The organism is Streptomyces sp. NPDC042002 (assembly GCF_055588305.1).
The window spans coordinates 144,916-170,931 of record NZ_JBVJCT010000008.1 but is presented as its reverse complement, the minus strand read 5'-3'; the positions used below and the strand labels follow the sequence as shown (position 1 = coordinate 170,931).

The window sequence follows — 26,016 nt, the reverse complement described above, 5'->3', positions numbered from 1 at the left end:
GGCCGAGGGGATCGTCTCGTGCGGTGTCGCGGGGCCCCGCCGACAACGCGCAGCGGGGGCTCGTCCGGTCAGGGCGTGTGCCGCGGACTGGTGGTGAGGGCCGGGTCCGTGAGGGCCACGGGGGCGAGGACGGCGTCCACGGCCGCCCTGAGGTCGTCGTCCAGGACGACGTCGCAGGCCGCCGTGTTGGCGGTGATCTGCTCGGGTCTGCTGGCTCCGATGACCGCGCTCGCCACATTCGGTTCGTGCAGGACCCAGGACAGGGCCAGGACGGGCAGGGAGATGCCGGCCGCCTCGGCCAGGGGCAGCAGCCGCCGCACGCGATCGAGGATCTCGTCGCGCAGCACCTTCTCCATGAAGTGCCCCCCGGACCCCTTCGTGTCCGTCGCGCGCGACGCGGGGGGCGGAGGCCGGCCGGGCACGTACTTCCCGGTCAGGACACCCTGCGCCAGCGGGGAGAACGCGAGCTGACTCAGGCCCAGTTCCCGGCAGGCGGGCATCACCTCGGCCTCGATGACGCGGTGCAGGGCCGAATAGCGGGACTGGTTGGACACCAGCGGCACCCGCAGTTCGCGGGCGAGGGACTGGGCGGCCCGTATCTCCTCCGCCCGCCACTCCGAGACACCGATGTACAGGGCCTTGCCCGAGCGGACGACGTCGGCGAACGCGGTCATCGTCTCTTCCAACGGGGTGCCGTGGTCGAAACGGTGGGCCTGGTAGAGGTCCACGTAGTCGGTGCCGAGCCGCCGCAGCGAGACCTCGATCGTCTCCATGATGTGCTTGCGGGACAGACCCCGGTCGTTCGGCCCGGGGCCGACCGGCCAGTACACCTTGGTGAAGATCTCGACGCCCGAGCGGCGCTCGCCCGCCAGCGCGCGGCCGAGGATCTCCTCGCCGGCGCCGAACGCGTAGCCGTCGGCCGTGTCGAAACTGGTGACACCGCAGTCCAGCGCGGCCCGCACGCAGGCGAGAGCCGCGTCAGCGTCGATCTGCCCGCCATGGGTGATCCAGTTCCCGTAGGCGATCTCGCTGACGTGCAGACCGCTGCGGCCCAGCCGACGGTGCTTCACCGGGTGCCTCCCGTCATGCCGCGCCGTCCTGTGCCGGGTCGGTCGGGTCGGTCCAGAAGTGCACCGTGACGGTCTTGCGGGTGACGGGCGCCGGGGCGTGCACGGCGGACACCCCGTGCAGCGAGAGGGCCGTCGTCTCGATGAGGACACTGCGGTCGAACGAGGGCAGGATCCTCACCGGGGACCGGCCGCGCACCGGCTCGCCCAGCTCCAGCCACCCGCCGTCCTCCGGGCGCCAGCCCTCGCTGAGGTAGGTGAACAGCGAGTACCGGCGCCGCCGTCCGGTCTCCGGGTGACGGTTGGAGCCGACATGCGCGTGATGGACGGCGCCATGGCCGGCGAGCCGGTAGCTGCCCCAGTCCCCGTCCGGTTCCGTGCGCAGGCCCGCCACGCCCGTCACCTTCCCGAGGAACGCGGCGAGATCGTCCCCGAGCAGCGCCTCGCACAGTTCCCGCAGGGCCGGTCCGGCCAGGCCACGGTTCTGGGAGTGCCAGCGCGGAATGCCCGGCTTCGCCGTCATCACGGAGGTGTCAGGGAAGGCCCGCGCTGCGGCGCGCAGGGCCTCGGCGGGGAGGATTCCGTCCCACACGTAGTGGGGGAAGGGTCCGGCGCGGAAGCAGGGCTCGTGCGCCCCGTCCAACTGCCGTTCCATGGCCGCGTAGTCGATCACTTCAGTTCCTGCCTTTCTTCAGGACGCCCGGTGGCGTCCGACGGGGTGTCCGGGGCCGGGGCTGTCGCCGGGCCCGCCGGGGAGACGCCGAGCCGGGCCCGGCCGTTGGAGCAGGCGCCGTCCGGCAGGGCGAAGCGCCAGCCGTGCTGGGGGCAGACCACCGACCCCAGCTCCGGGTCGTAGTCCTGCGGTCCGAGGCGCGCGCCCAGGTGGGGACAGGTGTCGGACACCAGATAGGCCCCCGTGGCCGTCTCCAGCCGAAACGCGCCGGGCTCGCGCTCGCGGTCGGGGGCCGTCCGGACGAGGTACTCGGCCAGGTCGTCGGGCGCGCTGCAGCGCAGCACCGACATCAGCTCCTCGTTGTAGGCACCGATGCCCGGACGCCAGGCCTGGAAGCGGAAGGAGAAGAAGAACTCCTCCCAGCTCATCCCGCCGTCGAGGATGTCCGGGAGGAACCGCGACGGCAGGGTGAACCGGTAGTCGTGCGCGTCCGCCTCGGGCCCGGTTCCCTCCCGGACCTCGAGGGAACGGAAGTCGACGAGCCAGAAGCCGCCGCCGGAGCCGCCGATGTCGAAGGCGACGACGGCGTCGACGGCGCGGCACAGGCTCTCACCCGCCGCGAACAGTGCCGCGAAGTGCGCGGCGAAGTCGCCGTAGAGGCTGCTTCGCGGCTCCGGATGGCGGGCCAGCACCTCGGCGACGGCGGGAGCCCGTCTGCGGGCGTAGTCCTCCACGTACGCCGGCAGGTCCGCCCAGTCGAACTCCTCGCGGATCTTCGGGTCGGGGCTCAAGTGGCCGGTGCCCACGTCGAGTTCGTCCCCCGGCAGCGGAGTCACCGTGCGTTCCGCCAGGTCCGGGTGTTCCTGCCGTAGCCACGCCAGCAGTTCGGGCGGTGTGGTGAACACCGAGGACTTCGCGAAGAAGTGCGGGGCGAGCTCCGGGTCGAGCAGGGCCGGCGGTCCGGCGAACGCGACGGCGCCGCGCGGGTCGAGGGCCTGCATGTAACGGGTCCACCGGCGCATGGAGTTGACCTTCTTGCGCTCCGCCGCGTCCACCTGCTCCTCCGCGGCGAAGGAGTAGGCGAAGGGGAACCAGGTGGCACCGGAGAACTGGGCCATCACGACGTCGATGCGCGGGTGCAGCCGGCGGATCGCGCGCAACTGGTCGCGGTCGACCTGACAGTCGTTGAGGTTGACCACGACCTGGCCGGTGGTGGTGTCCTCGATGACCAGGGCCGAGTCCTGGTGCCGTGGTGTGGGGGAGTGGATCAGGCGCAGGCGGAGCGGACCGGCGCGGAAGACCTCCTGGTCGCCGAGCAGGACGGGGGCCGGGCCGCGCAGTGAGCCGACGAGCCGCTTCCAGCTCGGCAGCGGGTAGTCGGGCATCAGCAGGGTGACCGACGGGTCGAGCGCGTTCAGCACGTCGGCGTCGAAATGGTCCTGGTGGTCGTGCGAGACGTACACATGTGTCGCGTCGGACGTGAGCGGCGCGTACGGACTGTTGTCGGGGAGCTGGTGCCAGCCCGACACGAAGGCGCCACCCGGGGAGAACCACGGATCGCAGACCAGCTTCACGCCGTCGGCCTCCACGAGGGCACCGGCGTGCCCCAGGAACGTGATCTTCATGGCTGCCTCCAGGGATGTGGGCGGTGGGTGGTGTGCCGCTTGCGTGCCGCTACGAGATGCCGCGCGAGGTTGGGATCGGCGGATCCGGCGAACGGCCTTCCCCGCAAGCACACTTCGAGTCCGGCCGAGGCGAGATGAGCGGCGATCTGCTCGGCGGTCGGCACGTGCAGGACGGAGTGGAAGACCTCGGGCGGCCCGCCGCCGCTGCCGTCGCCCACCGCGATGATCCGGTGGCCGAGCAACGCCCCGCCCGCGGCGACGAACCCCTCGCTGAGCAGCAGGTGCGGGCCGTCCCGGAACACCGATCCGGCACGGCGCCGGTGCACTTGGCGTCCCTCGTCGAATCCGTCGGTGCCGTCCTCGACGAGCCGCAGATCGAGGACGGCGGTGCCGCCCCGGCGCAGATTCCGCACGAGCGAGCCGAGCAGTTCCCGCAGGGCGTGCGGGGCGAAGAAGTTGGCCGCGTCGTAGGTGAGCAGCAGGGTGTCGTACGTGTGGTCCGCCGCCGGAGACGTCGTGTCCGCCGCGTCTCCGAGCAGGAAGCGGGTGTCGTCCTGGCCGGCGAACCGGCGCCGGGCGTGGTCGACGATGGCGGGCCCGGCGTCGACGCCGACGTAGGAGGTCATGCCGTGCTCGCGCAGGGCGGCCGTGTAGTGCCCCGGACCGCACAGCGGGTGGTGCACGCGGCCGGCCTGCCAGTCGGGCAACGCCGCGTGCAGCCAGGCGAGTTGACGCGCCACGACGGCCGGGGGGCGGGAGGAGTCCGTCGTCGTGGTGTCGGTCTGCTCCCGGAGAAGACGGGTGCTGAACGCGAGGTCGCCGTACGGCAGGGACGGCAGTGCGGCGACGCGGTCCGGGGCCATGCCGGTGAGGTCGGGCAGGTCCGGCCAGAGGGACTGAGCGCCGTGCTCCAGGAATTCCGCGGCTATGTCCCGCGGTGTTTTGTCGACGAGTTCCATACTGACTCCGTAGCTTGCGGAACGTGCCCGCCCCGCGCTCCATTTCGCGTTCAGGTTCTGTGCGCGGGATCGCCGTGGTCAACGGATTTGCGGATACCCGCTATTTCTTGGACTCCGCTGGTCGGCCCGGGCATGATGCGCGGCATGTTCGCCAATTCATGCACCGTGGTATTGGATCTGGTCCCTCATTGCGCTTCCTCGCCGCGTGCGGAGTGGAGCGGTGACGACGACCTGCGACCTCTGAGCGAGGAGGGAATGCGGCAGGCGGCCGTCCTGGGCGAGGTGTTCGAGCCGGGAGTGGACGCCGTGTACAGCAGTCCCTCGTTGCGCTGTCGCCAGTCGGTCGCCCCGCTGGCGGCGGCCGGCGGCGTTCCGGTCGTGTCCGAGGACCGGTTGCGCGAGGCTCGGGGGTTCGCCGAGCCGGCGGCCTGGATCCAGGGCGTGTTCGAACCCATCGGCCCGTCGCTCGGCGGCGCGTGGGCGGCCGGCCGCGCGCTGGGCGCCCTGGCGGAGATCGCCACCCGTCACCAGGGCGGCCACGCGGTCGCCTGCTCCCACGGCGACGCCATCCCCGCCGTGCTGGCGCACCTGGCGGCGGCGTACGGCTGTGAGCTGCCGCAGATCGTGGGGCGGGGAAGCTGGTTCCGGCTGCGGCTGGAACGCGGCCGGCTGTCCATGACCGGCATGCGTCCGACGGATCTCGTCTGACCGGTCTTGTCCTACCGGTCCTGGTCTTGTCCGACCCGTCGTGCCTGACGGGTCTCTCCGGCCGATCTCGTCCGGTCGGCGACGCCCGTCCAGCTTCGTCCGACGGATCTCGTCCGACGAGGCTGGAGGGAGGGGCCGGTCAGAGGGGCCCGTACAGCCTCAAGCCTCGGTCAGGGGTCAGGCAGACGCCCTCACCCGCGCGCGGGTGGCCGCAGGTCCGGTTGGGCCTGCTCCACCAGGGCCGTCATGACGGCGACGCGGCGCCGCGTCGCCGGGTCGTCCGCCGCCTCACTCCGGGACGCGGCGTCCCGGGCGAGCAGCCGGTCCGCGACCCGGACCAGCGGGAGCCCGAAGTGGTAGGCGGCCACGAGCCGGAACGCGAGCGCGACGGACTCCGGATCGCACGGGCCGCCCGCCGCCGCCATCCCCGCGTGATGGCGCGCGGCGGCCTCGGCACCGAGGGCGAGAGTGGCGCCGGGCTCCAGGTCCGCGGCCACCGCCGACGACAGCGTGAGGGTGGCCAGGTCCTCGCCGGCCGGTCCCCGGCCCACCTGGCCCCAGTCGATAGCGACCGTCCGCCCGCCGGTCCGGAACAGGTTGCGGGGGGTCAGGTCCCGGTGCACCAGCCCGACAGGCAGCGACCGCAGCGTCCGTACGGCCTCGTCGTGACGGCGCGACAGCACCCGCAGCGCCGTGACGGTCTCCCGGGGGAACAGCCGGCGCACCGCCGGGTCCGCGCTCGTGGCGGCGTCCGCGACCCGGTCGATCAGCGCGAACCGCGCGTGCAGCGCGGCCTGTTCCACGAACGGCCTGCACCACCACTCATGGTGCGGGGGCCGTTGCCGCAGTGAGCGGGCGTGGAAGCCACCCAGGCACTCGGCCGTGTCGAGCAGTTCGCGGGCCGTCCAGGCGTCGCCTGGCGTGCCGTCGACCCGCTCCAGCCACAGGCGGAGCCGGTCCCCGGGCAGCGGCACGACACCCAGGCACCGGACGGTGGCGAAACCGCCGTCGTCGGCGCCCAGCAGCGGTGAGGCCAGGGCCAGTGCCTCGCGCCGCCAGTACGCCCAGTCCGCCGGGCCGTCGCCCCCGTCGTCGATCTGTCGGGCCAGGTCCCGCGGGCCGGGCTGCCAGCGGCGGTACCTGACCTGCTTGAGCACGATCTCCCACGCGCGGTCGCCGCCGTCGGAGTCGGAGGAGGCCGTGCCGCGGATCACGTAGAGCCCGTCGCTCGCCCTGCTCCAGCTCTCGTAGCCGACCGGTTCGCCCGTGAAGGCGCGTACCCGGGCCGTGGGGTCGGCCAGCAGCGCCCGCACGGGCTCCCGCAGGTCCTCGGCGGTGAGGTCGGGCAGCGTGCCCAGGTGACGGTAGGGCGGTCCTGACACCAGGTGCCGCCCCTCAGACCGCGCGGCGCGCGTCGGCGACGGCGGCCCGCAGGTAGCTGCGCAGGCGTTCACTGCGCACCTGGTCGAAGCACGCGAGGGCCGACTCGTGGCCGAGTTCCAGCGACTCCAGCTCGACCTCCAGACGTCGGCGCAGGACGGCGGCGAGCTGCGAGCCGTCGTCGCTCGCCGGCTGGATGCGCGAGAGGTACTGGATGACGTTCGCGAAGGCGAGAGCGGCGTGCACGATGCCGAACACCGGACGGTCCTCGTTCTTCCACGGTGAGTGGAAGAGGTCACCACCGTCCTCGAAGGCCACCCCTTCGGACTCCAGGGACTCGTTCAGCCAGGAGTGCGTGGCCTCGTGCACGAGGGTCTCGCCCAGGCGCAGCGGTTCGTCGGTCCAGTTCAGGACGACGGTGCCCGGCAGGAAGTCGAACGTGTAGCTGCGGCAGGTGGCGCCGAGCGGCACGGCCTCGGTCCAGATGACCACGGCGGTGGAGGAGCGCAGCACCTCGCCGCCGACGGCGAGGGCGGCGTCCACGGCCTCGTTCAGGGTTCGCGCCATGCGCTCCCGCTCCGCCGCGTCCTGCCCGGGCGACGTGCCGAGCAGGTACATCTGGCTGCCGAGGCGGTCGTCGTCCACGGCCTCGCAGTCCGCGGCCCGCACCACCATGACCGGTCCGACGGCGGTGGGCACGGCCTCGGCGCGCAGCGCCGCCCGGTTCTGCCACAGGCGTACGGCCCGCCGGGCCCGCTCGGCGTCCCGGGTCCGCGCGGCGATCCGCGCCTGCTGGAAGGCGTGGTGCAGGACGGCGTTGTCGAACGCGTCCGGGGCGCCGTCCAGGTCGCCGAGGTCCGTGCCCGGTACGAGCCTTCGAAGAGTGGCGAGGATGGTGTGCGCGCGCTCGGAGCGGCGTGCCACCAGCCGCGCGGTGAGGTCGGCCCGCAGCGGCGCGGCGGGCGTGGCCGTCTCGACGGTGTCGGTCTCGGTCATGGTGGTTCCCGTTCCTTTCAGGGCGGCGGCCGTCAGCGTACGGCGCTCGGGGCGGCCCACCGGTCGAGGTGTTCCGTCTTCTCGGCGTCCGTCAGCGGCCTGATCTCGCGGATGTAGTCGAAGGGGGACTTCACGGCGAACTGCCGCCGGTTCCAGCAGGGATACGTGGTCCCGATGAGCTCGGCGACGATCCCCATGCCGACCGTCTCACCCACCCTGCCCGGCAGTTCGCCGCGCAGGGCGCGGAGCTTGTCGTGGATCTCCCGGAGGCGACGGGCGACGGGCACCGCCGTGTCCCCTGGCTCCCGCGGGGCGAGCCGGTCGTAGAGCTGGAAGGCGAGGGAGTCGGCGAAGACGCCGGTCAGCCACGCCCGGTCGGTCACGGACAGCGGGCCGGTACGCGCGCCGACGGCCTCCTCCGTGCGCAGCCACTGGCCCATCCAGGACCGGGCTCCCTCGCGCAGCAGCGCCTCCGCGAACGGCAGCGGGTCGGACCCGGGCGGGCCGGGCCGGGCCACGTCGCACACGTCGGCGAGCGACGCGGTTCCGGGATCGTCACCGAGGACGACGGCGCCGACGGCGAGGTCGACGACATAGCGCAGGCCCACGTCGTTCAGTACCTGTGCGGCGTCGGCGACCGCCTCGCGGCCGTGCGGGCCGGCCGGGCGGAGTCCCAGGAGTCCGCCGCCGTCTGCCCCGCCGTCGAGGACCGCGATCCGGGGGCCGTTCGGCAGGGACACCAGGGCGGTGGCCACCTCGGCGGGGTCGAAGGCGACGGCCGGACTGTGAGTGAGGCCGACAAGGGCACGGCCGAGCGCGTCCTCGGCCGTGCCGGCCGCCTCGGCCGGCGACCTGTCACCGGCCGAGGCGGCGCGTCGGGCCCAGGCGTTGCTGTGCGGCTCGACCCACAGCAGGAAGGAATGGATGGCGCGGCCGTCGAGCGAGGCGTTCCAATAGCGGTTCTGTGTCTCGTCGTCATCGATGACGGGGAGAAGGAACATCGGGCTTTCCCTTTCAGGCCGCAGCCGGCAGGGCCGCGGCCACGTGGTCGATGACCTTGCGGCGGTAGTCGCAGTACTCCTCCTCGAAGCCGGTTCCCTCGAAGCGGAGCCGGTCGGGGAGGGCGCCGCCACGGCACGACGCCTCGTGCGAGCAGCCCGCGCACTTGCTGAGCAGGGCGGACAGATCGGTGCGGAGCTTGGGGTTGCTGTCCAGGGTGAGCAGCTCGTCCATGCCGGGGGCCGTGTCCACGGAGCCCAGCAGCGCGCCGGGCATGCTCAGTTCGTCGGAACTGCCGATGCGCCCGTCGGGATAGAGCGTCACGACGAAGGGTTCCTTGCGGTCGCTGAAGCTCGTGTAGCTGGTGGGCAGTCCGGACAGCGACCGGATGACGCTGAAGAACGGTTCCAGTACGTACGAACCGTAGGAGCGGGTCGACGACCAGTGCTCGAAGGCCTCGATCAGGAAGTCCGCGTACTCGTCGGGAGTCGTCGCCCACCCGGGCATGCCGACTCCGTCGGGGTTGAGTAGTTGCAGCGACTGCCGGTTGGGCGTCTGGTAGTCCTTGCTCTTCACGTTGAAGTCCAGGCACCCCGAGAGCTTCACGACCTTCACGGCCTCGAACTTGCTGAGCGAGTCGAGTACGTCCCCGGCGCGGCCGAGGATGCGACGGGTGACCACGACGATCACGCCCACGTTGCGTCCCCGGGCCGCCATCATCTCGAGGGCCTTGGTGACCTTGCGGTAGGTGGGGCGGTCCCTGAAGTCGACGCGGTGCGCGTTGCCCTCCTCGTCGCCGTCCAGGCTGATGCCGATCTCGATGTCCGGCCATTCGCTGTCGAAGAAGTCGAGCCACGCCTTGTCGAGGAGGATGCCGTTGGTCTGCATCGAGACCGTCACCGGCCCCTCGTACCGCCGTAGTTCCGCGAACAGGTCGCCCATCCTGCGCCGGCCGATCAGCAGCGGCTCACCGCCGTGGAGTTCGACCGCCAGCGGCCGCCCGTCGCACAGGCCGAGGAATTTCCGCAGCACCTCCGGCTTCAGCATGAGGGCATTGGGGTACGGCTTCCGTCGTTCGTAGCAGTAATGGCAGTTGATGTTGCACATTTCTCCGGGGAGTTTGAGCATGGCCAATATGGTTTCCCCGGGAGCCGGCAACTGAAGTTCCATGGTGCAGCTCCTCACATCGAATGGCTGCGAAAAGATTCTCGTGGCCGTGGAAATGCGTCAACGAAATGCCGTTCTTCTTGCGCGAACCCGCATGTCACCGCCCGGCGGTGACCGCACCGGTCTGGTCATCGCCCGGCGTGGCCGCACCGCTCCGCCGCGCCTGCGCCGTCTTCCGTACGAGCGCGGCGGCCGACAGCCAGTCGGTCCCGCCGACGGCCGCGGTCAGCCGCTCCACGCGGGGCACGCGGCCGGTCACGTCGGTGCGGCCGGGGAAGACCGAGTCGTAGGGCACGTGGACGACCCCGGCAGTGCCGCCGGTGGCGTCGAGGACCAGGCGGGCCAGGTCACCGATCGCCGTCTCGGTGGTGGAGCCGATGTTGAACACGTTGGCGTCCGGCCGCCAGGCGGTGTCGGACGCGGCGAGGTCGAGCAGGCGGCGGGTGAACTGGTCGATGTCCGTGAAGCAGCGGCGCTGGGTGCCGTCCCCGTGGACGGTCAGCGGCAGGCCGGTCTCGGCCTGCCGGAAGAAGGTCGGCAGGACCATGCCGTAGCGGCCCGACTGGCCCGGTCCGACGACGTTGAAGGGGCGCACCATGAGCACGGGCCGTTGGTGCGCGGCCTGCTGCCCCAGCCGTTCCATCTCCCACTTGCCGGTGGCGTACCCCGGGGCTCCGCCGTCGTACGCGAGCGGGACGGCCCGGTCCAGGGGCAGGTCCTCGCGCAGGACGGCGGCACTGTCGCTGAGCCCGTAGACGGCCGAGCTGGACACCAGGACGACGGGTGTGTCGCCGGAGTGAGCGAGGACGTTCGCGGTCCCTTGGTGTCCCATGGCGTAGGCGTACGCGGCCTGTTGCGCCGCGAGCCGCATGCCGACGACGCCCGCGAGGTGCAGGACGAGTCCCGTGCCGCGCGCGGCCTCGGCCACCGCGTCCGGGTCCAGCACGCTGCCGCGGACGAGGGTGGCTCCGGGGATGTCCACGACGGACTCCGGTCGGCCTGTCGTCAGGTCGTCCAGGACCCGGACCCGGTGGCCGGCGGAGGCGAGGGCCCGTACGAGGCGGCTCCCGATGAAACCGGCGCCGCCGGTGACGAGGACGGGCTGGGACGTGGCGGTGGAGGACCACATGATCAGTGTCTCCTTCGTGGTGGAACGGGAATGGTCGCCAGGGGCGGAGGGGGCGGAGAGACACCAGCGGTGCCAGCGGCAGATGGGGTGAATGGGGCGGCGCGGGGACAGCGGCGGGATGCCGGCGGTCGGATGACAGCGGGGGACTGAGGGATGGGCGGCGGGGCGGCACGGCGACCGCGATCCGGCGGTCCGGCGGTCGCTCCGGCGGGGCGGTCCGACTGTCCGCGGGACTCGGTCATCCGCGGACGGCGTCGTCGACCGTCTCTGGCAGTCGCCGGGCCCACCACAGCAGCCGTGGTGCCCAGCCCGGCCGCTCGTCCGGTTCCGCCTCGTCGAGGAAGTGCGTGTAGGTGACGATCTGGTTGAACACGGCGACGGGTTCGGCGAGTCGCCACACCGCCCGGCACTGTGCGGGCGACATCAGCGGCGACCAGCTCGCGAAGTACCGGTCGAGGGCCCGGGCCCGGGACCCGGGGTCCGGACAGGATCTGAGGGCGGCCACGACGTCCAGGAACGGGTGGCCGATGGCGGCTTCCGCCCAGTCCAGGATCACGATCCGGCCCGTCGCGCGCGTCACGCCCCAGTTGCCCGGGTGGAGGTCGCCGTGCACGAGGGTCTCGCCGGGCGGTGCCGCGGCCAGCGCGGCGCACAGCTCGGGCAGCCGGGCACACGCTTCGGACAACCGGCGCCGCTCCTGGGCGGACAACGCGCCCGGCAGACCCGAGGCGGGGCCGAACAGGTCGCCGCGTTCGGCCGTCGGGACCAGATCGGCCAGCGCGGGCGCCGTGCGCAACCAGCAACCCGTGGCGGTGAGTTCGGCCGTCCGGCCCAGCCACGCGCGCTGTGCGCCGCCGAGGACGGCGAGGGCCCGGCCCCGCGCGTCCTGCGGCAGTTCCGTGCCGGGCCGGAGGCGGACCTCCCGGGTGCACCAGCCGTCGTTCGGCGGTGCGGCGGGAGTGACGACAGCGGGCACGAGGCCGGGCCTGCGGGCCGCCAGCAGGGACAGCACGCGGCCCTCGTGCGCCAGGGACGGGAGGGACTGTTTGTAGAACACGGCGCCCCCGTCGGTCGGGCAGCGCAGCACGACCGAGAGCGACCATCGTTTGACGTCCTCGACGGGCCCGGTGCGCCGTAGTCCCGCCGCGGCCAGTTGGGCGTCGACGACGGCGACCGCCCGGTCCCGCCAGCCGGGCAGGAGCCAGGGCCGGGCGACGGGTCCCGTGTCAGTGGCGGAAGAAGCGTTCACCGGTCACGACCCAGCTCATGCCGTGTGCGGCGCAGGCCTCGCGCAGCGCGTCCGCGTCGGTCGAACCGCTGGGCGTGACCAACTGGGTGACTCCGAGACGGGCCGCGAGTTCGACGACCTCGACGAACGGGAAGTGGTTGTCGGCAGCCAGGGTCACCCCGGACAGCGGTGGCGTCGCGCTCCAGTCCGGTTCCCGGCCGGCGTCCTCCGGGTGGACCAGCACCCGGGCGAACTCGGCGCGGACCGAGGGCGTCAGGTCGCCCTCGGCGAGGCGCGCCCGCCACACCGCGCGCTCCGCGGGCCCGACGCCTTCGCGGAACAGGACGCCCAGGACGTCCGGGTGGCGGCGGCGCTGCCAGGTACGGGCGCGGGCGGCGGCCAGCCGGGTGCAGTCCAGGCGGTTCTGCTGCCCCATGCCGATGCCGATCGTGGCGCCGTCCAGGACGAAGGCCATGGCGTTCGACTGGGCGTGCCGGACCGCGGTGACCGCCACCGCGAGGTCGTCCGCGCGACCGGGTGTGCCGACCTCGGTCCGCACGCCGCCCGCGAACCCGGGCAGGGGCGCCGCGGAGCGTGTCAGCCGAAGTCCCGCCGTCTCCACGGTCTCCCGCGCTGCCGCGCTCCCAGCCCCTGGCTGCCCTGTCGGGTTCCCGCGCAGCACGATGAACCGGCCGTGATGGAACCGGGAGAGTTCCGCGAGCGCTTCGGGGGCGAAGTCCGGCGCGATGACGCCGATGGCGTTGGCGAACAGGGGCACCTCCGCCGGCGAGACCGGCTCCGCCACCGCGACGAAGTCGCCGTAGGAGCACTTCGGCGCGGTGTTCCGGGCCCGTAGGACGGCCCGGCCCTGGGCACCCGTCGGCAGCGGCCCCACGTCGTGGAAGCCCTCGTCGCCCGGTGCGAAGGGCACGCCGAGTGCGATGCCGGCCGGGGAGGTGTGCTTGAAGGAGGCGCAGGCGGCGACACCGGTGTGGCCGCGCAGGGCACGCACCGCCTCCCAGGCGCCGAGCGCGTCCAGCACGTTGATGTACGACGGGCTGCCGTGCAGCAAGGCGAAGGGGGGCTCGCCCGGGACGACCGGTTCCGCCAGGGCGGTCTCGTGCGGGTTCAGCCCTCGGGACAGTTCGATCACGGTGTCTCCGGACTCGGAAGGGAGGAGGGGGCGGGTACGGCGGACCGGAGCGCGCCCAGTACGCCCGCCTGCCAGCCCAGCTCCCACATCAGGGCGGACAGGGCGGCCGGGGCTCCGGCGCGGGCCGTGGCGGCCGGCAGCCGCAGCCAGTCCGTCAGGTGCGCGCGCCAGGTCACCGGAGGGACGCCGTGCGGGGCGTACTTCCCGCGCAGGGCCACGATGTCGCGGCCCTGGAACCGGCCCCGGCGGAATCTGCCCCGGTGCGTGCCGCGGACGCTGACGGACACGACGGTGTCCGCGACGCCGATGGTGCGGCCGGCGAGCTGGGCCCGCCAGGAGATGTCGATGTCGGCGAGGGCCGGCAGCCGCTCGTCGAAGCCGCCGAGCTCGTCGAACAGGGCCCGGGACATACCCATGAGCCCGCCCAGGACATGCGGTTTGAACAGGCTGGCGGTGAGGATGTCGCAGAGCTGGTCGGGAGGTGTGCCGCGCAGGACGGCGGGCGGGTTGAGGCGCCGGTAGTCGATGCCGGCGGTGACGAGTTCGGCCTTGTCGAGCGCCGCCGCCATCGCGTCGATGTGGTCGTCGGCGATCTCGTCGTCGGCGTCCAGGAACAGCAGACGGTCGCCACGGGCCGTACGGGCGCCGGTGTTGCGCGCGACCCCGGTGCCACCGCGCCGGGAGCGGGTGACGACGCGGACGTCCGCGGGCAGGTGGTGCCGGTGGCTGTCGACGACCGCGGCCAGGTCGTCGGTGGAACCGTCGTCGACGACCACGAGACCCCAGTCGGCGTCGGTGCGCTGGCGGCCGAGGGCGGCGAGCTGGCGGCCGACGCAGTGCGCGCTGTTGTAGCAGGGGAGGACGACGTCGAGCCGGCTCACGTGGTCTCCAGCAGCTGACGTGCGGGCGCCGAACGGGCGTCGTCGATGGCGTGGAACAGGTCCAGCAGGCGGCTGTCCTCGTGCGCGCCGGTGGTGTTGCGGAAGACGTGCACCGGCGGGAGGTACGGCGGCGGGTCGTCGAGGAGCAGCGAGCGGTACACCTTGCTGACCTTGTCGAGGGTGTAGCTGTTCTCGTAGTGCCGCATGCTCTTGCCGCGGGCGACGACACGGTCGGCGGCCAGGCCGACGGGAACGTCGAGATAGACGACGAGGTCGGGCAGCAGCGTGCCGTGCGTGTGGTGGCGGTCCAGCGTCTCGCGCGCCGGGATGCCGTAGAGCACCTCCAAGTAGGCCGCGTCGCTGAAGATGTAGCGGTCCGACAGCACGGTGCGGTCGCGCAGCAGGTCACCGATCGCGCCGGCCTGGAGCTGTTTGTCGCGGAAGTACGCCTCCGTGATCCGCCGGTGGCTGTGCCGGTGCGGCCGGTCCTCCCGGACGTCGATGATGACGCGGGCGGCCTGCGGGTCGAGCCAGGAGTGCTGGCCGATGCGGGACAGGGGACGCCCTTGTCCCCGTACGTGTTCGGCGATCAGCCGCGCGGTCGTGGTCTTCCCGGATCCGTCGACGCCTTCCAGCGCGAGGAAACCGTGGTTCGTGGTGCTGGGCAAGGGGATCTCCCTGTCTGCTGTCCGGGTCATGTCGTCGGCAGAGCCGAGCGCTCCGCCCCCCACGCGAAGGCCTCCTCCATGACCTGGGACATGGAGGAGTAGGTCCAGGTGCCGTAGCGCCCGAGCGGGGTGACGCCACGGGACGCGAGGAACCGGGTGGCTTCGGCGGCGGTGTCCCGGGCGGTGTCGGTGAACACGACGTATCCGGGGTCGGAGGTGAACACCCGCGATCCGACGATCCGGCTGCCGGGACCGAGCAGGCCCACCTCCTCGACACCGCGCAGTACGTCGGCCACCAGCGAGTCGTCCGGCGCGCGCGGCCCCTCGGACGGTTCGAGCACCTCGGCGAGGACGCCCCAGCCGTCGGCCGGTGCCATGTCGGGGTCGAATTCCGTCATGAAGACGAGGCGGGTGAACGGAACGTCCCCCCGCGTGTAGTAGCGCCAGTGCCCGGTGTCGCGCGGCCGGGGGCCGTGCACGGCGAGGGCCACCGACCGCACCCGGTTGCGCGGCAGGGCGCGGCACCGTTCGACGAGCGCGGCGGGTGCCTGACGGCACAGCGACACGGTGGTGGGCAGGGGGAGCGTGGAGACGCAGTCGTGCGTGTAGTGGAAGTCGGTGATGCCCTCGGGCGAGCGGGTCCGTACCGTGCGGGCGTCCGGGTCCAGGGCGGTGACGACGTGCCGCAGCCGCAGGTCGGCGACACGGCCGGCCAGCGCCCGGGAGAGCACCTCCATGCCGCGCTGCCCGTCGCCGGTGGGGCGTGGATACCAGCCGCGGGAGTTGTAACCGGACGCCGGGCGTGCGGTGTTCGCGCCGCGTTCGATCTCCGCGACGCTGGGCCGGGTCAGGTTCCAGTGGAAACCGGAGGCCGACAGACCGCTGAGCGGACGCTGCCAGAGCTTGCGGTTGTACGGGAAGAAGAACAACTCGCACAGGGCGCGGCCGAAGGCGCCCAGCAGCAGTTCCTCGTAGTTGCGCGGTGGCGCCGTCTCCTCGTGCGCGGCCCGCAGGTCGGCCAGACAGGCGGCGCGCACCTCGGGCGGGAGACCGAAGAGGTTCAGCTGGACGGGGAAGCGGGTGGTGCCCCGGCCGGTCTCGACCCGGGCGTCCGGGGGGCAGGGGCGCAGGACGTCGCCGAGCAGCGAGCTGACGCGGTCCTCGACGTCGGGGTGGCTGAAGTAGAGCAGATGGATGACGTGGTCGAACCAGTACTCCCCGACGCGCTCGGTGCGCACCAGGCCACCGGGGCGGTCCTCGGCCTCCAGGACGACAGCGCGGTCGTCGAGCAGCGAACCGGCGGCCAGGCCGGCCAGTCCTCCGCCGAGGATCAGTACCTCGGTCTCCACTTCACGGTCGGCGGGGTCCGCCCACGGGGACGGGTTGAGCATGACGAGCCACCTCGCAGTGCCGGCGGGGACGAACGCCGAGCCGCTGGTGCGCGGCGGGCGCGGGGACCGGCGGGCGGCCGCGAACAGCCGCCCGCCGGTTCTGGCGACGCAGGTCAGACGGCGTCCGAGGTCTGCTCGGTGACGTGCTCCCAGGGCTTCACCGAGACGGCGGAGGAGTGAGCCGTGTCCTTGGCGCTGACGGATTCCAGGTCGTACGACTTGACGGCGTCGACGAACGCGTCGAAGGAGATCTCGTTCTTCTCGGACATGATGTGCCTCTTCCTTTGGTGAGGGGGAAATCTGATTCCCGGGAATGAAATTAGCAGCGCTCCGGCGGCCGGATCAATGAAATGCGGCACCGTGAATTTCCGATATCCGCAGTTATTCGCGGTGCCGGTTTTCGGAAATGCGAATGTCCCGGCGGGCATCCCCTTTTTCGTGCTCGGATGCCGGCCGGGTGAGTCAGGGTGCTTTCGCGCGGGGGTCAGAGATGCAGCACGTGTGCCCCGACGGTGCGGCCGCTGGTGTCGAACAGCAGGGGTGCGATGTCGGCGATGGCGGCGAGGTCGTAGTCGAGGTGCGGTTGCAGCAGGACGACGAGATCGGCCTCCGCGACCGCGTCCTCCAGCGAATCGGCCGACGCGACGAGCTCTCCGTTCAGGCGCAGCGTGCTGAGGTACGGATCGTGGAACCGCACGAGGGCGCCGAGGTCCAGCAGCAGCTCGGCCACGGGAACCGCCGGTGAGTTGCGGCCGTCCGCGATGTCCGGCTTGTAGGTCGCCCCGAGCAGGAGCACCTGGGTGCCGCGGACGCTGCGCCGGCGGTCGTTGAGGAGGCGGGCGATGCGGTCGACGACGTAGGCCGGCATCCGGTCGTTCACCTCCTGCGCCATCTCGGGAAGTCTCAGCGGGTGGCCGGAGATCCGGCCGCTGAAGGCCAGGTAGCCGGGGTCGACGGGAATGCAGTGGCCGCCCACCCCCGGGCCCGGCGAGAACGTCTGGAAGCCGAACGGCTTGGTGCCGGCGGCGGCCACCACCTCCCACACGTCCACGCCGAGCCCGTCGCAGTACACGGCCAGCTCGTTGACCAGCGCGATGTTGACCTGCCGGTAGGTGTTCTCCAGCAGCTTGGTGAGTTCGGCGGCCGCCGGTGTGCTCACCGTCACCACCTTCTGCACCATGCGCTCGTACAGCGCGGTGGCGGCCGCCGTGCACCGTGCGGTGACACCCCCGACGACCTTCGGTGTGTTGTGCAGCCCGAACGCCGGATTGCCCGGGTCGACCCGCTCCGGTGAGAAGGCCAGCAGGAAGTCCTCGCCGACGGTCTTGACGCCCTGTGAGAGAACGGGCAGCAGGACGTCGGTGGTGGTTCCCGGGTAGGTGGTCGACTCCAGCACCACGAGCGCTCCCGGGCGCAGACGCGGTGCCACCAGGTGGGCGGCGTCCAGAACGGCCGTCAGGTCGGGTACGGAGTCACGCAGCGGTGTCGGTACGCAGATGGTGACGGCGTTCGCCCCGGCGATGACGTCGGGGTCCGCCGCCGGGGCGAATCCCGCGATCAGCGCCTCGGCGATCTCCTCGTCGGAGATGTCATCCACGTAACTGACCCCACGGGCCAGGGAGTTGACGCGTGCGGCGTCGACATCGAAGCCGGCGACCCGCATGCCGTTGCGGGCAGCCGCGACGACCAGCGGAAGCCCGGCGTAACCGAGTCCGACGACGGCCAGGTCGTATTTTTCAGCCACGGCCCCGACTCCTTCCAGTGCGCGGGAAGAGGATTCTGCGATCCGCCGCGAATGCGGCACGTCCCCGCAGGATGACCGAGGCGCGTATCCCGTGGCCAAGAAATTGCGGAAATGCGAACGGAAGAATGGAAGGGCCGCCGGGCGCTGCTGCGTGAATACGCATCCTTGGCCCGTCGGCGGCGGAATCGGACCGCCGCGGCACCGCCGTGTCGTTAGGATCGCCCGATCACTGCCAGCGTCAGGAAACCGGAGGGAATTGTGACGAGCACGGAAGAGGAAATCACCGCGGGGGCGAACGGTCCTTTCGAGCACTGCCGTACACTCACCCACCGCCCGCGATTCCCGAATGTCATGCCGGACGTCCCGGAATTCCTCGGCCGGTGGAACGCGCCCGGGGCGCCGCGCCGCGCCGCCCGGCTCCGTACCAGTGCGGAGGGCAACATCAACACGGTCGGGCTGCCGGGCATCCACGAGGCGGACGACGTCGACCCGGCCCACCCCCAGTGGCGTGCGGCCATCGAGGAGGGCGTCTGGCCCCTGGTGGACGCGCTCACCACGGGCGACTGGCGGCTCGCCACCTACGACAGCTGCCAGGGGCACGCCTACGACTCCCCGTCCCTCACGCCCGGTTGGCGCCGCGTCGGCGTCCTGCCGCGTACCCGGGACGAGTTCGCGCGGGCCGCGGCGGCCCTGTGCCGCTCCGTGCGCGCCGCGGCCCCGGACGTTCCCGCCCCGGTCCGGATCACGCTCAGCACCTGTGACCTGACCTGCGGGCGAACCGGGCGCGGCTACCCCGTGCTCGACCTGGGCCTGGAGCCCGCGCGCGGCGCCGACGCGGACGCGTACTTCGCGACGGTCGACACGGCGACCGCGGTGCTCACCGCCCGGCTGCTCGACCGGCGGCCCGCGGCGGACGAGCCGTGCGGCTGCGTCGGCGGCGAGCACCGGCCGGTCCGGGACCCCCGCCGTCAGTAGGACAGGTCCAGGGTGCCCGCCCGCCGGGCGGGCACCGCGACCAGCCAGCGGAACGTGACGACCGCGGCGACCAGCCAGAGGCCGGCGGCCAGCAGCGCGGGAACGACCGGGCCGAACACATCCGCCGCCGGACGGTTGTCACTGACGGCCCTGAGCGCCCGCAGCGTATGGGTCAGCGGTACCGCCTGGACCACCACTCCGACTCCCCGCGGCCAGAAGTCCACCGGCACCTGGACGCCGCAGAACGCCATCATCGCCAGGTAGGCGCAGTTGGAGACCACGTTGCGCAGCCGTGGGACGTTGACCACCACCACGGCCAGGAAGAGCCCGACGCAGTAGGTGCCCAGCGCCGTGAGCGCGGTCAGCAGCACGACCAGCGGAACCTGCGCCGCGCTCCAGGTGATCCCGAAGAACGGGCCGAGGCCGAACAGGGCCGCCAACGCGGTGGCGACGCCGCTGATCGGCCAGTGCAGACTGCGCCCGACGAACACCCACACCGGATCGGCGGGACTGGACACCAGCAGCGAGAGCGTCCCGGCCCTGCGCTCCCCGCTCGTCGTCGCCACCACGGCCATGGTGTCGACGACGCAGGTCATCAGCGCGTTGCCGAGCGCCAGATAGCGGACCGCGCCGGGCTGGTCCAGAACCCGGCCGAGACCGGTGAAGAACAGCACCTGGGCGAGCATCCTGCCCAGCCAGCCGAACAGCCAGCTCCGCCAGGTGTAGGTGGCCTTGAAGTCGGCCACGGCGTTGAGGAAGCCGTAGCGCACGAGGTGAAGTGCGGATGGGTACACGTCTGCTCTCAAGTGTGCGTAAGGGTGCCGAGCCGGCGGACCCGGCGCAGTACGCGGGCCAGCAGGAGCGCCCCGATGACGTAACCGGACAGCCCGAGCAGGGCGACGACGGCGATCCGCGCCGCCGGATCGGAGACCGCGGCGCCGTCCAGCGCGTCCCGGAACAGATCGGCGCTCCAGCTCAGGAACACCAGACGACCGAAGGGCCTGAGCCATTCCGGCAGCGTCGACAACGGCACGAGCACTCCGCTGAGCAGATACAGCGGATAGTTGAGCGTGTTCTGCACGATGCGCGCGGACGGCATCAGGACGAACAGCGACGACAGGATGCTCGCCGTCCCGGCCATGGCCGCCGCGTTCGCCAGCAGCGCGACGCCCAGCACGAAGGGGTGCGGTACGGCGATCCACCGGCCGAAGCCGAGCCCCGCGACCAGCCAGGCCTCCGCCATGGCGGTGACGCCGAGCAGACTGACCGCGCAGATCCGGCCCACGACGACCACGGACAGCCGGGCGGGTGTCGCGATCATCGCTTCGAGGGTGCCCTGGCTGCGCTCCTCCGTGATGAGTTCGCCCGCGATGCCCAGGGCCAGTGCCCACTGCCCCATCAGCGTCGGAGCGACGATCGCGTACGACGTGAGATCGGTCCGCCCCGCGTGCTCGGCGACCGACAGGAACACCGCGGTGAACAGCGGCGCGGTGGCCCATACCTGCAAGGTGCCGGGGGAGCGCGGAGCCAGGCGCAACTGGAAGCGCAGGGACGCCAGGAAGAGAGGCATCAGGTCACCGCCATGCCCCGGCGGCCCACCAGGTGCAGGTACACCTCGCCCAGGTCCGGCCGCGCGGTGCTGACCCGGTGCACCCCCGCTCCGGCGAGGACCGAGAGGACCGCGGAGGTGGCGGACGGCCGCTCGGTCTCGACTTCGACCCGGCCCGCCTCGTGCCGCACGGCGACGACTCCGTCGAGCGCCTCGACCCGCCGCGCCAGTTCGGCGGGCACATCGTCGGCGACCACGCGCTCGTAGCCCGACAGCAGCCGGCCGACGGCGCCGGTGCTCTCGGTCATGATCAGCCGGCCCCGGTCGATCAACGACACCCGGTCGCAGACCGCCTCGGCCTCCGCCATGTCGTGCGTGGTCAGCAGGACGGTCCGGCCCTCGCCCCGCAGCTCCCCGATGAGCGCGCGGAAGTCCAGCGCCGCCACCGGGTCCATGCCCACCGTGGGCTCGTCGAGGATCAGCACCCGCGGATCCCCGACCAGCCCGCGGGCCAGGTGCAGCCGCTGTTTCATCCCGCGGGAGAACGTGTCGACCCGGGAGTCGGCACGATCCGCCAGGCCCACCCGGTCGAGCAACACCTCGGCACGGGACCGCAGTCGGGGCCGTCGCAGCCCGTACATCGCGCCCCAGAACCACAGGTTCTCCCGGGCGCTCAGCCTTCCGTACAGTCCGCGGTCACCACCGAAGACCAGACCGATCGACCGCCGGACGGCCCGGGACTGCCCGGTCACGTCCATGCCGAGCACCTGCGCCGAACCCGTGGTGGGTTCCAGGGTCGTCGTCAGGATCTTGCACAGCGTCGTCTTGCCCGCGCCGTTCGGACCCAGCAGGCCGTGCACCTCACCGGGCGCCACCCGCAGGCTGACACCGCTCAGCGCGGTCACCTCACGGCTGGGGCGGCTGCGCCGGTCGACATAGACGCGCCCGACGTCCTCGACGACGATGGCGTCCGCCGTCGTGTTCCCGTCCGGGGTGGACTCCGGCGTACTCCGGCGCACCGGGCCGTACTCCTCATTGCTCACGACGGGCTCTCCCAGAAGCAGTGGTCGACCGACCAGTCACCTGCCACGAGGGCGCGCAGCACGCTGTCAGCGCCGCGCGCGGCCTCGGGCTCATACGGGTGTACGACATGGCCGCACAGGGGGCGTCCTCGGGTGGCTTCTACGGCGGCGGCCACCAGCGCGGCGATGGCGGCCCGCCGGCTTGGGGCGTCGTCCACCAGGGTGTCCACCAGCTCGGCGAACTCCTCGCCGGTCACGCTGTCCTGCTCGGAGGTCAGCACGGTGCCGTGGCCTATCGGTTCGCCGTGGAGTTCGGCGATGAACGACAGGCGGCCCGGAGCGGTCAGGACGTCCGTGACACCGGGGTGCCCGGACTCGATCTCCTGGCCCGGATAGGCGTTGCGAAACGCCTGGACCAGCCAGTCGCGTACGCGCGGATCGTCGGCGCGTGTCGCCGGCCGTACCGTGAGACCGGCGGGGGAGGGGGCACCGACGGCTTCGTACGCAGGGGCGCGGTCGTGCCGTACGTACGTCAGCCGAGGCCGCCACGGCGTTGGCAGTCGAAGATCACCGGCAACCCGCAGGAGCACGGTGTCGGCCTCGTGACCGCGGGCGCGCAACGCGGCGCGCAAGGCATCCAGTGCGACGGGGGAGGCGGGCAGCCCCGGGTCGCAGTACTCGACCAGTATCTGCCGGCGCCCGGTGAAGGGGTCGTCGCAGCGGTCGGCGACGAAGGCGAACCCGCCTGCCTCGTCGGCCAGTCCGGCCGACGCCGCCTGGCGGAGGTACTCCCGCGTGGCCGTCACGCTGCCTCCGGCCGGACCACGGCCCGCCAGCCGTTCAGCACCTGCGCGGCCGCCTCGCGGAGATCGGCCGCGCTCACCGCGGCGATGTTCGCCACCTCGACGGCGGGTGTCCAGTGGGCCGGGCCGCCGCTGCGCAGGGCGAGGAAACGCGCGCATTCCAGGGGGGCGTCGACGGAGGTGAAGATCCGCATCCGGGCCTGGCGGCGGGCGGAGTCCAGGTCGTCCGGCTTGGGGCCGTCCGTGGCGATCTCCTCAAGTGCCCCTCGGATCACGGCAAGCGCGGCGTCGCCGTTGCCGGCGTCCACACCGGCCAGCACCCGCCAGGCGCCCGTCTCCCCGTAGCCGCGGTTCCACGACTGGAACGCGTAGGCGAGACCGGCCTCTCCGCGCAGCCGCCGGTACAGCACCGACGACGGACTCGAACCCAGCAACTGGGCAAGGACGTTGAAGTGGGGGCGGCGCGGATCGTGGTTGCCGACCGAACGCGCTCCCGCGCAGACCCAGGCGAACTCGTCCGGCCAGCGCACCGGTTGCTCCGGACCGGGTGCGGGCAGGGAGGTCAGGTCACGCTCCGCCGTGCCGAGCCGGGCCAGCGCCGACGCCGGGACACCGGCGACGAGCGGGTCGGCACTGGCGGGGACCGCCGGGCCGACCACGATCAGCGACAACGGGGCGGTCAGCAGCCGCTCCTTGTGCCCCGCCGCCATCGCGGCGACATCGAAGCGTTCGACGGTCTCCCGTGTGCCGCCCACGGGCCGGCCCAGCGGATGGCCGGGAAACAGGTGGTCGAGGAAGGCGTCCTGCACCACGTCGCTCGGATCGGCGGCGGCCGTCGCCAACTCCTGGAAGACCGCCCGTTTCTCCTGGGGCAGCGTCCCCTCGTCCCACCGGGGGTCCAGCACCGCGTGCTGCAGCAGACCGGTGATCTCCTCGGCGTCGTCGGCGTGCACCTGCGCGTAGAACAGCATGCGGTCCAGGCCGGTCTCCGCGTTGGCGTGCCCGCCCAGCCGCTCGACGTACTCGCTGAACGACGGCACCGAGCCCACGGGCGCGGACATCAGCACATGTTCGAGGACATGAGCGAGACCGCACTCCTGCGACGGATCGTCCCGCGAACCGTACTTCGAGGTCAGACAGACCGTGGTCGTACTCAGCCGCTCGTCCACGACCGCCATGACCGGAAGCGGCCCGTCGATGGTCCGGAATTCGTACAAGGAAAGCACTCTCCCTCAATGATCCGTATAAGCGAATGCCGCCACACGAAAGGTGGCGGCATTCCACTTCAGAGACTGGTTCAGCGGCTCTGCGGCTTCACCTTGTCGAGACGCGGACGCAGGATGGAAGCGTGCTTCATCATGTGATTCTCCTTCGTTGGGAGTTGATCGAACGAAAGGGACTGTAGGCGGCCCCCATTGCCGCGGCAACAGCCGCTTCCGTAATCCGCACGTCGCGGCTTCCCTTCTCCTCAAGAACCCGCGCCATGCCCGGAGTCGAAAGTTTTCCGGAATCCGCATCCTTCGCGGCCCGTGCCGGCCCGCGAAGCTACGATGCTCGAAATTCCGCTGCGCACGGGTGCGTTGGCAGGCGTACGACGGTATTCCCGTCGTCCTGTCGCACCGGCCGGCCCTTTCCCTGGAGGTGCACCATGGACCTGTCGCTGCGGACCGTGCAGGAGGTCATGGGCGTGGCCCCCGACGTGCGGCTGGGGCTGGTCCTGGAGCGGGCCGCCCGGCGCGACCAGCGGCTGACCGGCGCCGTGTGCTCGCTCGCCGCCGCCGAGGGCCGCCGGCTCGGACGGCTCGGCGACGTGCTGCTCGACGTGGAGCGGGCACGACGTGACGAGCACGACCGGGTCATCGCGCTCGTGCGCGGGGCGGGCCGCGCGGATGTCCTCAAGGGAGCGGCCCTGCAGCGCTATTACCCGCCGGGCGTGCTGCGCACCAGCAGGGACGTGGACCTGCTGATGCCGGACGAGGACGAGCTGTGGGCGGGCGTCGCCGCGGTCGCGAGGGAGAGACCGGTGGACGAGGCCCGCGTGAGCATGATCGTGAGCGGCGGCCGGCGGCACTGGGCGGTGGCCCTGAACTGGCCCTCCCCGGAGTCGGATCTGGACTACGTGTACGCGGCCGAGTTCCTCACCGCGCCCTTCGTCGGAAACTCCACGACCGTTCCCCTGCGCGCGGAGCTGCCCGCCAACGAGACGGTCGCCCACCTGCTGCTCATCGCGGAGGAACTGTTCCAGCAGTCCCTGCGGGGTCGGGACGTGGTCGACGTCGCGGTCCTCGTCGACGCGCTGGCGGAGCAGGACGTGATGGACCTGCACCATGCGGCCGAGCGATGGCTGCTGGCCCCCGAGGTGCAGGAGGCGCTCGAACGGGTGAACGCCGTGCCCGGCCTGGTCACCGGGACCTCACGCCGGTTGGCGCGGGAGCTCGCCGGCTCCGCCGAGCGGGAACGCGCACGGCGGACGACGGCCGGCCCGGCGGACGGCGCCACGACGGTCACGCACTACGGCTTCCCCCTCGGCCCGGCCCTGAGCGCTCCAGGCGTCGCCGTCGAGCAGGACGCCGACATGACGGTCGTACGGTGCCCGGTCGGCGGCTTTCTGATGGTCGACACGCTCTCCGTGCCGCTCGAACTCGCCCAAGCCGCTCTGGACCGGTATCCCGAGGCCGTCCTGCCCGTATGACACCCCGAAAACCCGGCGGTCCCGTACAGGACGGGTCACCCCTGAATTGCGTGGGAAAACCGTGACCGATCGCCTATCCGAAGAAGGGACGGCCATGCACGCGCCGACGCTCGCCCAATGGGTGGGAAATCCCCAAGAGTTCCTCGACTCCTACTGGAACGACCGCCCCGGTGTCTTCCATCCGGCCGGCGGCGGCTACAGCTCGTTCACCCTGGCCGACCTCGACGCGGCCATATCCACGGGATTCTTCCGGGAGCCGTACGTGGAGATGTGGGACGGCGACAAACTGCCGACGAGGAAGTTCACCACCGCCCGGACCGTCGCCCGCAGTACACCCAGCGGATTCGCCGATGCCCGCAAGGTCCGGGATCTGCTCGACAGGGGCGCGACCCTGCTCCTGCGCTGCGTCGACCAGTGGCACGGTCCCACCCGCACCCTGCTCGCCTCCCTGGCCGCGGAACTCGGACGGCATGTCGAAGCGTTCTTCTTCGTCACACCGGCGGGGCGTCAGGGACTGCCCCTGCACCGCGACGACGCCGACGTCCTCGTCGTCCAGGTGGCCGGAAGCAAGACCTGGCACATCCACGAAGGTCCCGCGGACGAGAACTGGCATGCGGGCCGGGTCACCGAACAGGACGGGGCCCGTCCGGCCGAGATCCTGCGCACCACCCTGCACGCCGGGGACGTCCTGTACGTGCCCCGGGGCTTCGCCCACTGGGCCTCCGGGGACGAAGGGCTCTCCGCCCACCTCTCCCTGACCGTCCGTGAGGTCGGCGCCCCGGACCTGACCGACGCACTGCGAACCCTCCTCGCCGAGGAACTGCGCCTGCCGGAACGGCCGTTGGGGGAGGAGGCCCTCACCTCCGCGGCGGCCCGGCTGCTCGCCCACACCGCGGAACGCCTCGCCGCGCTGACCCCGCAGGAACTGGTGAGCCGGGCGAGGGATCGTGGTCTGGCCGGCATGCCGTCGGAACCTGCCGGCTACTCCTTCGCGGAACTGGCGGCGGACTGGGAGACACCGCGGACCCCCGACGTCTCACCGGAGAACTCGGCGGTGGTCGCGAGCGGGGTCGGCTGACCGACCGGGGCAGTGGATCGGGCTGTCCCTGCCACTGCCGCGGGGGGGGGGGGGGGGGGGGGGGGGGGGGGGGAGGGAGAGGGGGGGGGGGGGGGGGGGGGGGGGGGGGGGGGGGGGAGGGGGGGGGGA

General features: G+C 72.2%; 25 protein-coding genes. 4 read left to right on the top strand and 21 right to left on the bottom strand.

What is annotated here, in order from left to right:
* Positions 1 to 68: 68 nt before the first annotated feature.
* The 4 genes from ACZ6KY_RS15260 to ACZ6KY_RS15245 are packed head-to-tail and all read right to left on the bottom strand — an operon-like array spanning position 69 to position 4,324.
* Positions 69 to 1,070 (bottom strand): aldo/keto reductase family protein, encoded by a 1,002-nt coding sequence (locus ACZ6KY_RS15260; protein ID WP_469310762.1) that lies wholly within the window; start codon positions 1,068 to 1,070, stop codon positions 69 to 71.
* A gap of 13 nt (positions 1,071 to 1,083) precedes the next feature.
* A complete protein-coding gene (locus tag ACZ6KY_RS15255; RefSeq protein ID WP_469310761.1) occupies positions 1,084 to 1,740 on the bottom strand; it encodes a 2OG-Fe(II) oxygenase in 657 nt (218 codons plus the stop codon).
* Entirely contained in the window at positions 1,737 to 3,365 is a 1,629-nt protein-coding gene (locus ACZ6KY_RS15250) for an MBL fold metallo-hydrolase (RefSeq protein ID WP_469310760.1), read from the bottom strand. Before ACZ6KY_RS15250 ends, ACZ6KY_RS15255 begins: the two co-directional genes overlap by 4 nt.
* Positions 3,362 to 4,324, bottom strand: a complete 963-nt coding sequence (locus ACZ6KY_RS15245; RefSeq protein ID WP_469310759.1) for a class I SAM-dependent methyltransferase — start codon at positions 4,322 to 4,324, stop codon at positions 3,362 to 3,364. The genes ACZ6KY_RS15250 and ACZ6KY_RS15245 overlap by 4 nt, the downstream gene beginning before the upstream one ends.
* 144 nt (positions 4,325 to 4,468) lie before the next feature.
* Here ACZ6KY_RS15245 and ACZ6KY_RS15240 point away from each other — a divergent pair, with 144 nt between their 5' ends.
* Entirely contained in the window at positions 4,469 to 5,032 is a 564-nt protein-coding gene (locus tag ACZ6KY_RS15240; protein ID WP_469310758.1) for a histidine phosphatase family protein, read from the top strand.
* Between the two features lie 191 nt (positions 5,033 to 5,223).
* Here ACZ6KY_RS15240 and ACZ6KY_RS15235 read toward each other — a convergent pair whose 3' ends face one another.
* The 12 genes from ACZ6KY_RS15235 to ACZ6KY_RS15180 form a co-directional block, all read right to left on the bottom strand.
* The gene (locus ACZ6KY_RS15235; protein ID WP_469310757.1) at positions 5,224 to 6,414 is read right to left on the bottom strand and encodes a phosphotransferase; all 1,191 of its coding nucleotides are present in this window, start codon (positions 6,412 to 6,414) and stop codon (positions 5,224 to 5,226) included.
* Positions 6,415 to 6,427: 13 nt separating this feature from the next.
* Positions 6,428 to 7,408 (bottom strand): aKG-HExxH-type peptide beta-hydroxylase, encoded by a 981-nt coding sequence (locus ACZ6KY_RS15230; RefSeq protein ID WP_469310756.1) that lies wholly within the window; start codon positions 7,406 to 7,408, stop codon positions 6,428 to 6,430.
* A gap of 32 nt (positions 7,409 to 7,440) precedes the next feature.
* Complete coding sequence (locus ACZ6KY_RS15225; RefSeq protein ID WP_469310755.1) at positions 7,441 to 8,409, bottom strand: hypothetical protein; 969 nt, start codon at positions 8,407 to 8,409, stop codon at positions 7,441 to 7,443.
* Positions 8,410 to 8,422: 13 nt separating this feature from the next.
* Entirely contained in the window at positions 8,423 to 9,535 is a 1,113-nt protein-coding gene (locus ACZ6KY_RS15220) for a radical SAM protein (RefSeq protein WP_469310754.1), read from the bottom strand.
* Between the two features lie 136 nt (positions 9,536 to 9,671).
* Positions 9,672 to 10,703, bottom strand: coding sequence for an NAD-dependent epimerase/dehydratase family protein (locus ACZ6KY_RS15215; protein ID WP_469310753.1), 1,032 nt, complete (start codon positions 10,701 to 10,703; stop codon positions 9,672 to 9,674).
* A gap of 238 nt (positions 10,704 to 10,941) precedes the next feature.
* On the bottom strand, positions 10,942 to 11,952 hold the full coding sequence (locus tag ACZ6KY_RS15210) for a phosphotransferase family protein (RefSeq protein WP_469310752.1): 1,011 nt from the start codon (positions 11,950 to 11,952) through the stop codon (positions 10,942 to 10,944).
* Positions 11,930 to 13,084 carry a hypothetical protein gene (locus tag ACZ6KY_RS15205; RefSeq protein ID WP_469310751.1) on the bottom strand — a complete coding sequence of 385 codons (1,155 nt, stop codon included), beginning with the start codon at positions 13,082 to 13,084 and terminating at the stop codon, positions 11,930 to 11,932. Before ACZ6KY_RS15205 ends, ACZ6KY_RS15210 begins: the two co-directional genes overlap by 23 nt.
* The gene (locus ACZ6KY_RS15200) at positions 13,081 to 13,965 is read right to left on the bottom strand and encodes a glycosyltransferase family 2 protein (protein ID WP_469310750.1); all 885 of its coding nucleotides are present in this window, start codon (positions 13,963 to 13,965) and stop codon (positions 13,081 to 13,083) included. Before ACZ6KY_RS15200 ends, ACZ6KY_RS15205 begins: the two co-directional genes overlap by 4 nt.
* A complete protein-coding gene (locus ACZ6KY_RS15195; RefSeq protein WP_469310749.1) occupies positions 13,962 to 14,633 on the bottom strand; it encodes an AAA family ATPase in 672 nt (223 codons plus the stop codon). Before ACZ6KY_RS15195 ends, ACZ6KY_RS15200 begins: the two co-directional genes overlap by 4 nt.
* A gap of 26 nt (positions 14,634 to 14,659) precedes the next feature.
* Positions 14,660 to 16,024: a protoporphyrinogen/coproporphyrinogen oxidase gene (locus ACZ6KY_RS15190; protein ID WP_469310748.1), complete on the bottom strand. Its 1,365-nt coding sequence runs from the start codon at positions 16,022 to 16,024 to the stop codon at positions 14,660 to 14,662.
* Positions 16,025 to 16,137: 113 nt separating this feature from the next.
* Entirely contained in the window at positions 16,138 to 16,293 is a 156-nt protein-coding gene (locus ACZ6KY_RS15185) for a hypothetical protein (RefSeq protein WP_159765597.1), read from the bottom strand.
* Between the two features lie 215 nt (positions 16,294 to 16,508).
* Positions 16,509 to 17,768: a nucleotide sugar dehydrogenase gene (locus ACZ6KY_RS15180; RefSeq protein ID WP_469310747.1), complete on the bottom strand. Its 1,260-nt coding sequence runs from the start codon at positions 17,766 to 17,768 to the stop codon at positions 16,509 to 16,511.
* A 351-nt stretch (positions 17,769 to 18,119) separates the two neighbouring features.
* On the opposite strand from ACZ6KY_RS15180, the gene ACZ6KY_RS15175 reads away from it, so the two are divergent.
* Positions 18,120 to 18,743: a hypothetical protein gene (locus ACZ6KY_RS15175; protein ID WP_469310746.1), complete on the top strand. Its 624-nt coding sequence runs from the start codon at positions 18,120 to 18,122 to the stop codon at positions 18,741 to 18,743.
* Here the strand turns inward: ACZ6KY_RS15175 and ACZ6KY_RS15170 are convergent.
* Genes ACZ6KY_RS15170 through ACZ6KY_RS15150 form a run of 5 tightly spaced genes read right to left on the bottom strand, consistent with a single transcriptional unit; the run spans position 18,737 to position 23,334 of the window.
* The gene (locus tag ACZ6KY_RS15170) at positions 18,737 to 19,537 is read right to left on the bottom strand and encodes an ABC transporter permease (RefSeq protein ID WP_469310745.1); all 801 of its coding nucleotides are present in this window, start codon (positions 19,535 to 19,537) and stop codon (positions 18,737 to 18,739) included. The genes ACZ6KY_RS15175 and ACZ6KY_RS15170 overlap by 7 nt on opposite strands.
* An 8-nt stretch (positions 19,538 to 19,545) precedes the next feature.
* Positions 19,546 to 20,313, bottom strand: a complete 768-nt coding sequence (locus ACZ6KY_RS15165; protein ID WP_469310744.1) for an ABC transporter permease — start codon at positions 20,311 to 20,313, stop codon at positions 19,546 to 19,548.
* Positions 20,313 to 21,335, bottom strand: a complete 1,023-nt coding sequence (locus tag ACZ6KY_RS15160; RefSeq protein ID WP_469310743.1) for an ABC transporter ATP-binding protein — start codon at positions 21,333 to 21,335, stop codon at positions 20,313 to 20,315. The genes ACZ6KY_RS15165 and ACZ6KY_RS15160 overlap by 1 nt, the downstream gene beginning before the upstream one ends.
* The gene (locus ACZ6KY_RS15155; protein ID WP_469310742.1) at positions 21,332 to 22,120 is read right to left on the bottom strand and encodes a hypothetical protein; all 789 of its coding nucleotides are present in this window, start codon (positions 22,118 to 22,120) and stop codon (positions 21,332 to 21,334) included. The genes ACZ6KY_RS15160 and ACZ6KY_RS15155 overlap by 4 nt, the downstream gene beginning before the upstream one ends.
* A complete protein-coding gene (locus ACZ6KY_RS15150) occupies positions 22,117 to 23,334 on the bottom strand; it encodes a M16 family metallopeptidase (protein ID WP_469310741.1) in 1,218 nt (405 codons plus the stop codon). Before ACZ6KY_RS15150 ends, ACZ6KY_RS15155 begins: the two co-directional genes overlap by 4 nt.
* Before the next feature lie 431 nt (positions 23,335 to 23,765).
* On the opposite strand from ACZ6KY_RS15150, the gene ACZ6KY_RS15145 reads away from it, so the two are divergent.
* Both ACZ6KY_RS15145 and ACZ6KY_RS15140 read left to right on the top strand, forming a co-directional pair.
* Positions 23,766 to 24,809: a hypothetical protein gene (locus ACZ6KY_RS15145; RefSeq protein WP_469310740.1), complete on the top strand. Its 1,044-nt coding sequence runs from the start codon at positions 23,766 to 23,768 to the stop codon at positions 24,807 to 24,809.
* Between the two features lie 94 nt (positions 24,810 to 24,903).
* Positions 24,904 to 25,887 carry a JmjC domain-containing protein gene (locus ACZ6KY_RS15140; protein ID WP_469310739.1) on the top strand — a complete coding sequence of 328 codons (984 nt, stop codon included), beginning with the start codon at positions 24,904 to 24,906 and terminating at the stop codon, positions 25,885 to 25,887.
* Positions 25,888 to 26,016: the final 129 nt, after the last annotated feature.

What these genes read in the sequence shown, in the direction of transcription:
- ACZ6KY_RS15250 (WP_469310760.1), bottom strand. Translation starts at nt 3,365, where the DNA reads ATGAAGATCACGTTCCTGGGGCACGCCGGTGCCCTCGTGGAGGCCGAC.
- ACZ6KY_RS15245 (WP_469310759.1), bottom strand. Translation starts at nt 4,324, where the DNA reads ATGGAACTCGTCGACAAAACACCGCGGGACATAGCCGCGGAATTCCTG.
- ACZ6KY_RS15240 (WP_469310758.1), top strand. Translation starts at nt 4,469, where the DNA reads ATGTTCGCCAATTCATGCACCGTGGTATTGGATCTGGTCCCTCATTGC.
- ACZ6KY_RS15230 (WP_469310756.1), bottom strand. Translation starts at nt 7,408, where the DNA reads ATGACCGAGACCGACACCGTCGAGACGGCCACGCCCGCCGCGCCGCTG.
- ACZ6KY_RS15225 (WP_469310755.1), bottom strand. Translation starts at nt 8,409, where the DNA reads ATGTTCCTTCTCCCCGTCATCGATGACGACGAGACACAGAACCGCTAT.
- ACZ6KY_RS15220 (WP_469310754.1), bottom strand. Translation starts at nt 9,535, where the DNA reads ATGCTCAAACTCCCCGGAGAAATGTGCAACATCAACTGCCATTACTGC.
- ACZ6KY_RS15215 (WP_469310753.1), bottom strand. Translation starts at nt 10,703, where the DNA reads ATGTGGTCCTCCACCGCCACGTCCCAGCCCGTCCTCGTCACCGGCGGC.
- ACZ6KY_RS15190 (WP_469310748.1), bottom strand. Translation starts at nt 16,024, where the DNA reads ATGCTCAACCCGTCCCCGTGGGCGGACCCCGCCGACCGTGAAGTGGAG.
- ACZ6KY_RS15185 (WP_159765597.1), bottom strand. Translation starts at nt 16,293, where the DNA reads ATGTCCGAGAAGAACGAGATCTCCTTCGACGCGTTCGTCGACGCCGTC.
- ACZ6KY_RS15175 (WP_469310746.1), top strand. Translation starts at nt 18,120, where the DNA reads ATGCCGGACGTCCCGGAATTCCTCGGCCGGTGGAACGCGCCCGGGGCG.
- ACZ6KY_RS15165 (WP_469310744.1), bottom strand. Translation starts at nt 20,313, where the DNA reads ATGCCTCTCTTCCTGGCGTCCCTGCGCTTCCAGTTGCGCCTGGCTCCG.
- ACZ6KY_RS15145 (WP_469310740.1), top strand. Translation starts at nt 23,766, where the DNA reads ATGGACCTGTCGCTGCGGACCGTGCAGGAGGTCATGGGCGTGGCCCCC.
- ACZ6KY_RS15140 (WP_469310739.1), top strand. Translation starts at nt 24,904, where the DNA reads ATGCACGCGCCGACGCTCGCCCAATGGGTGGGAAATCCCCAAGAGTTC.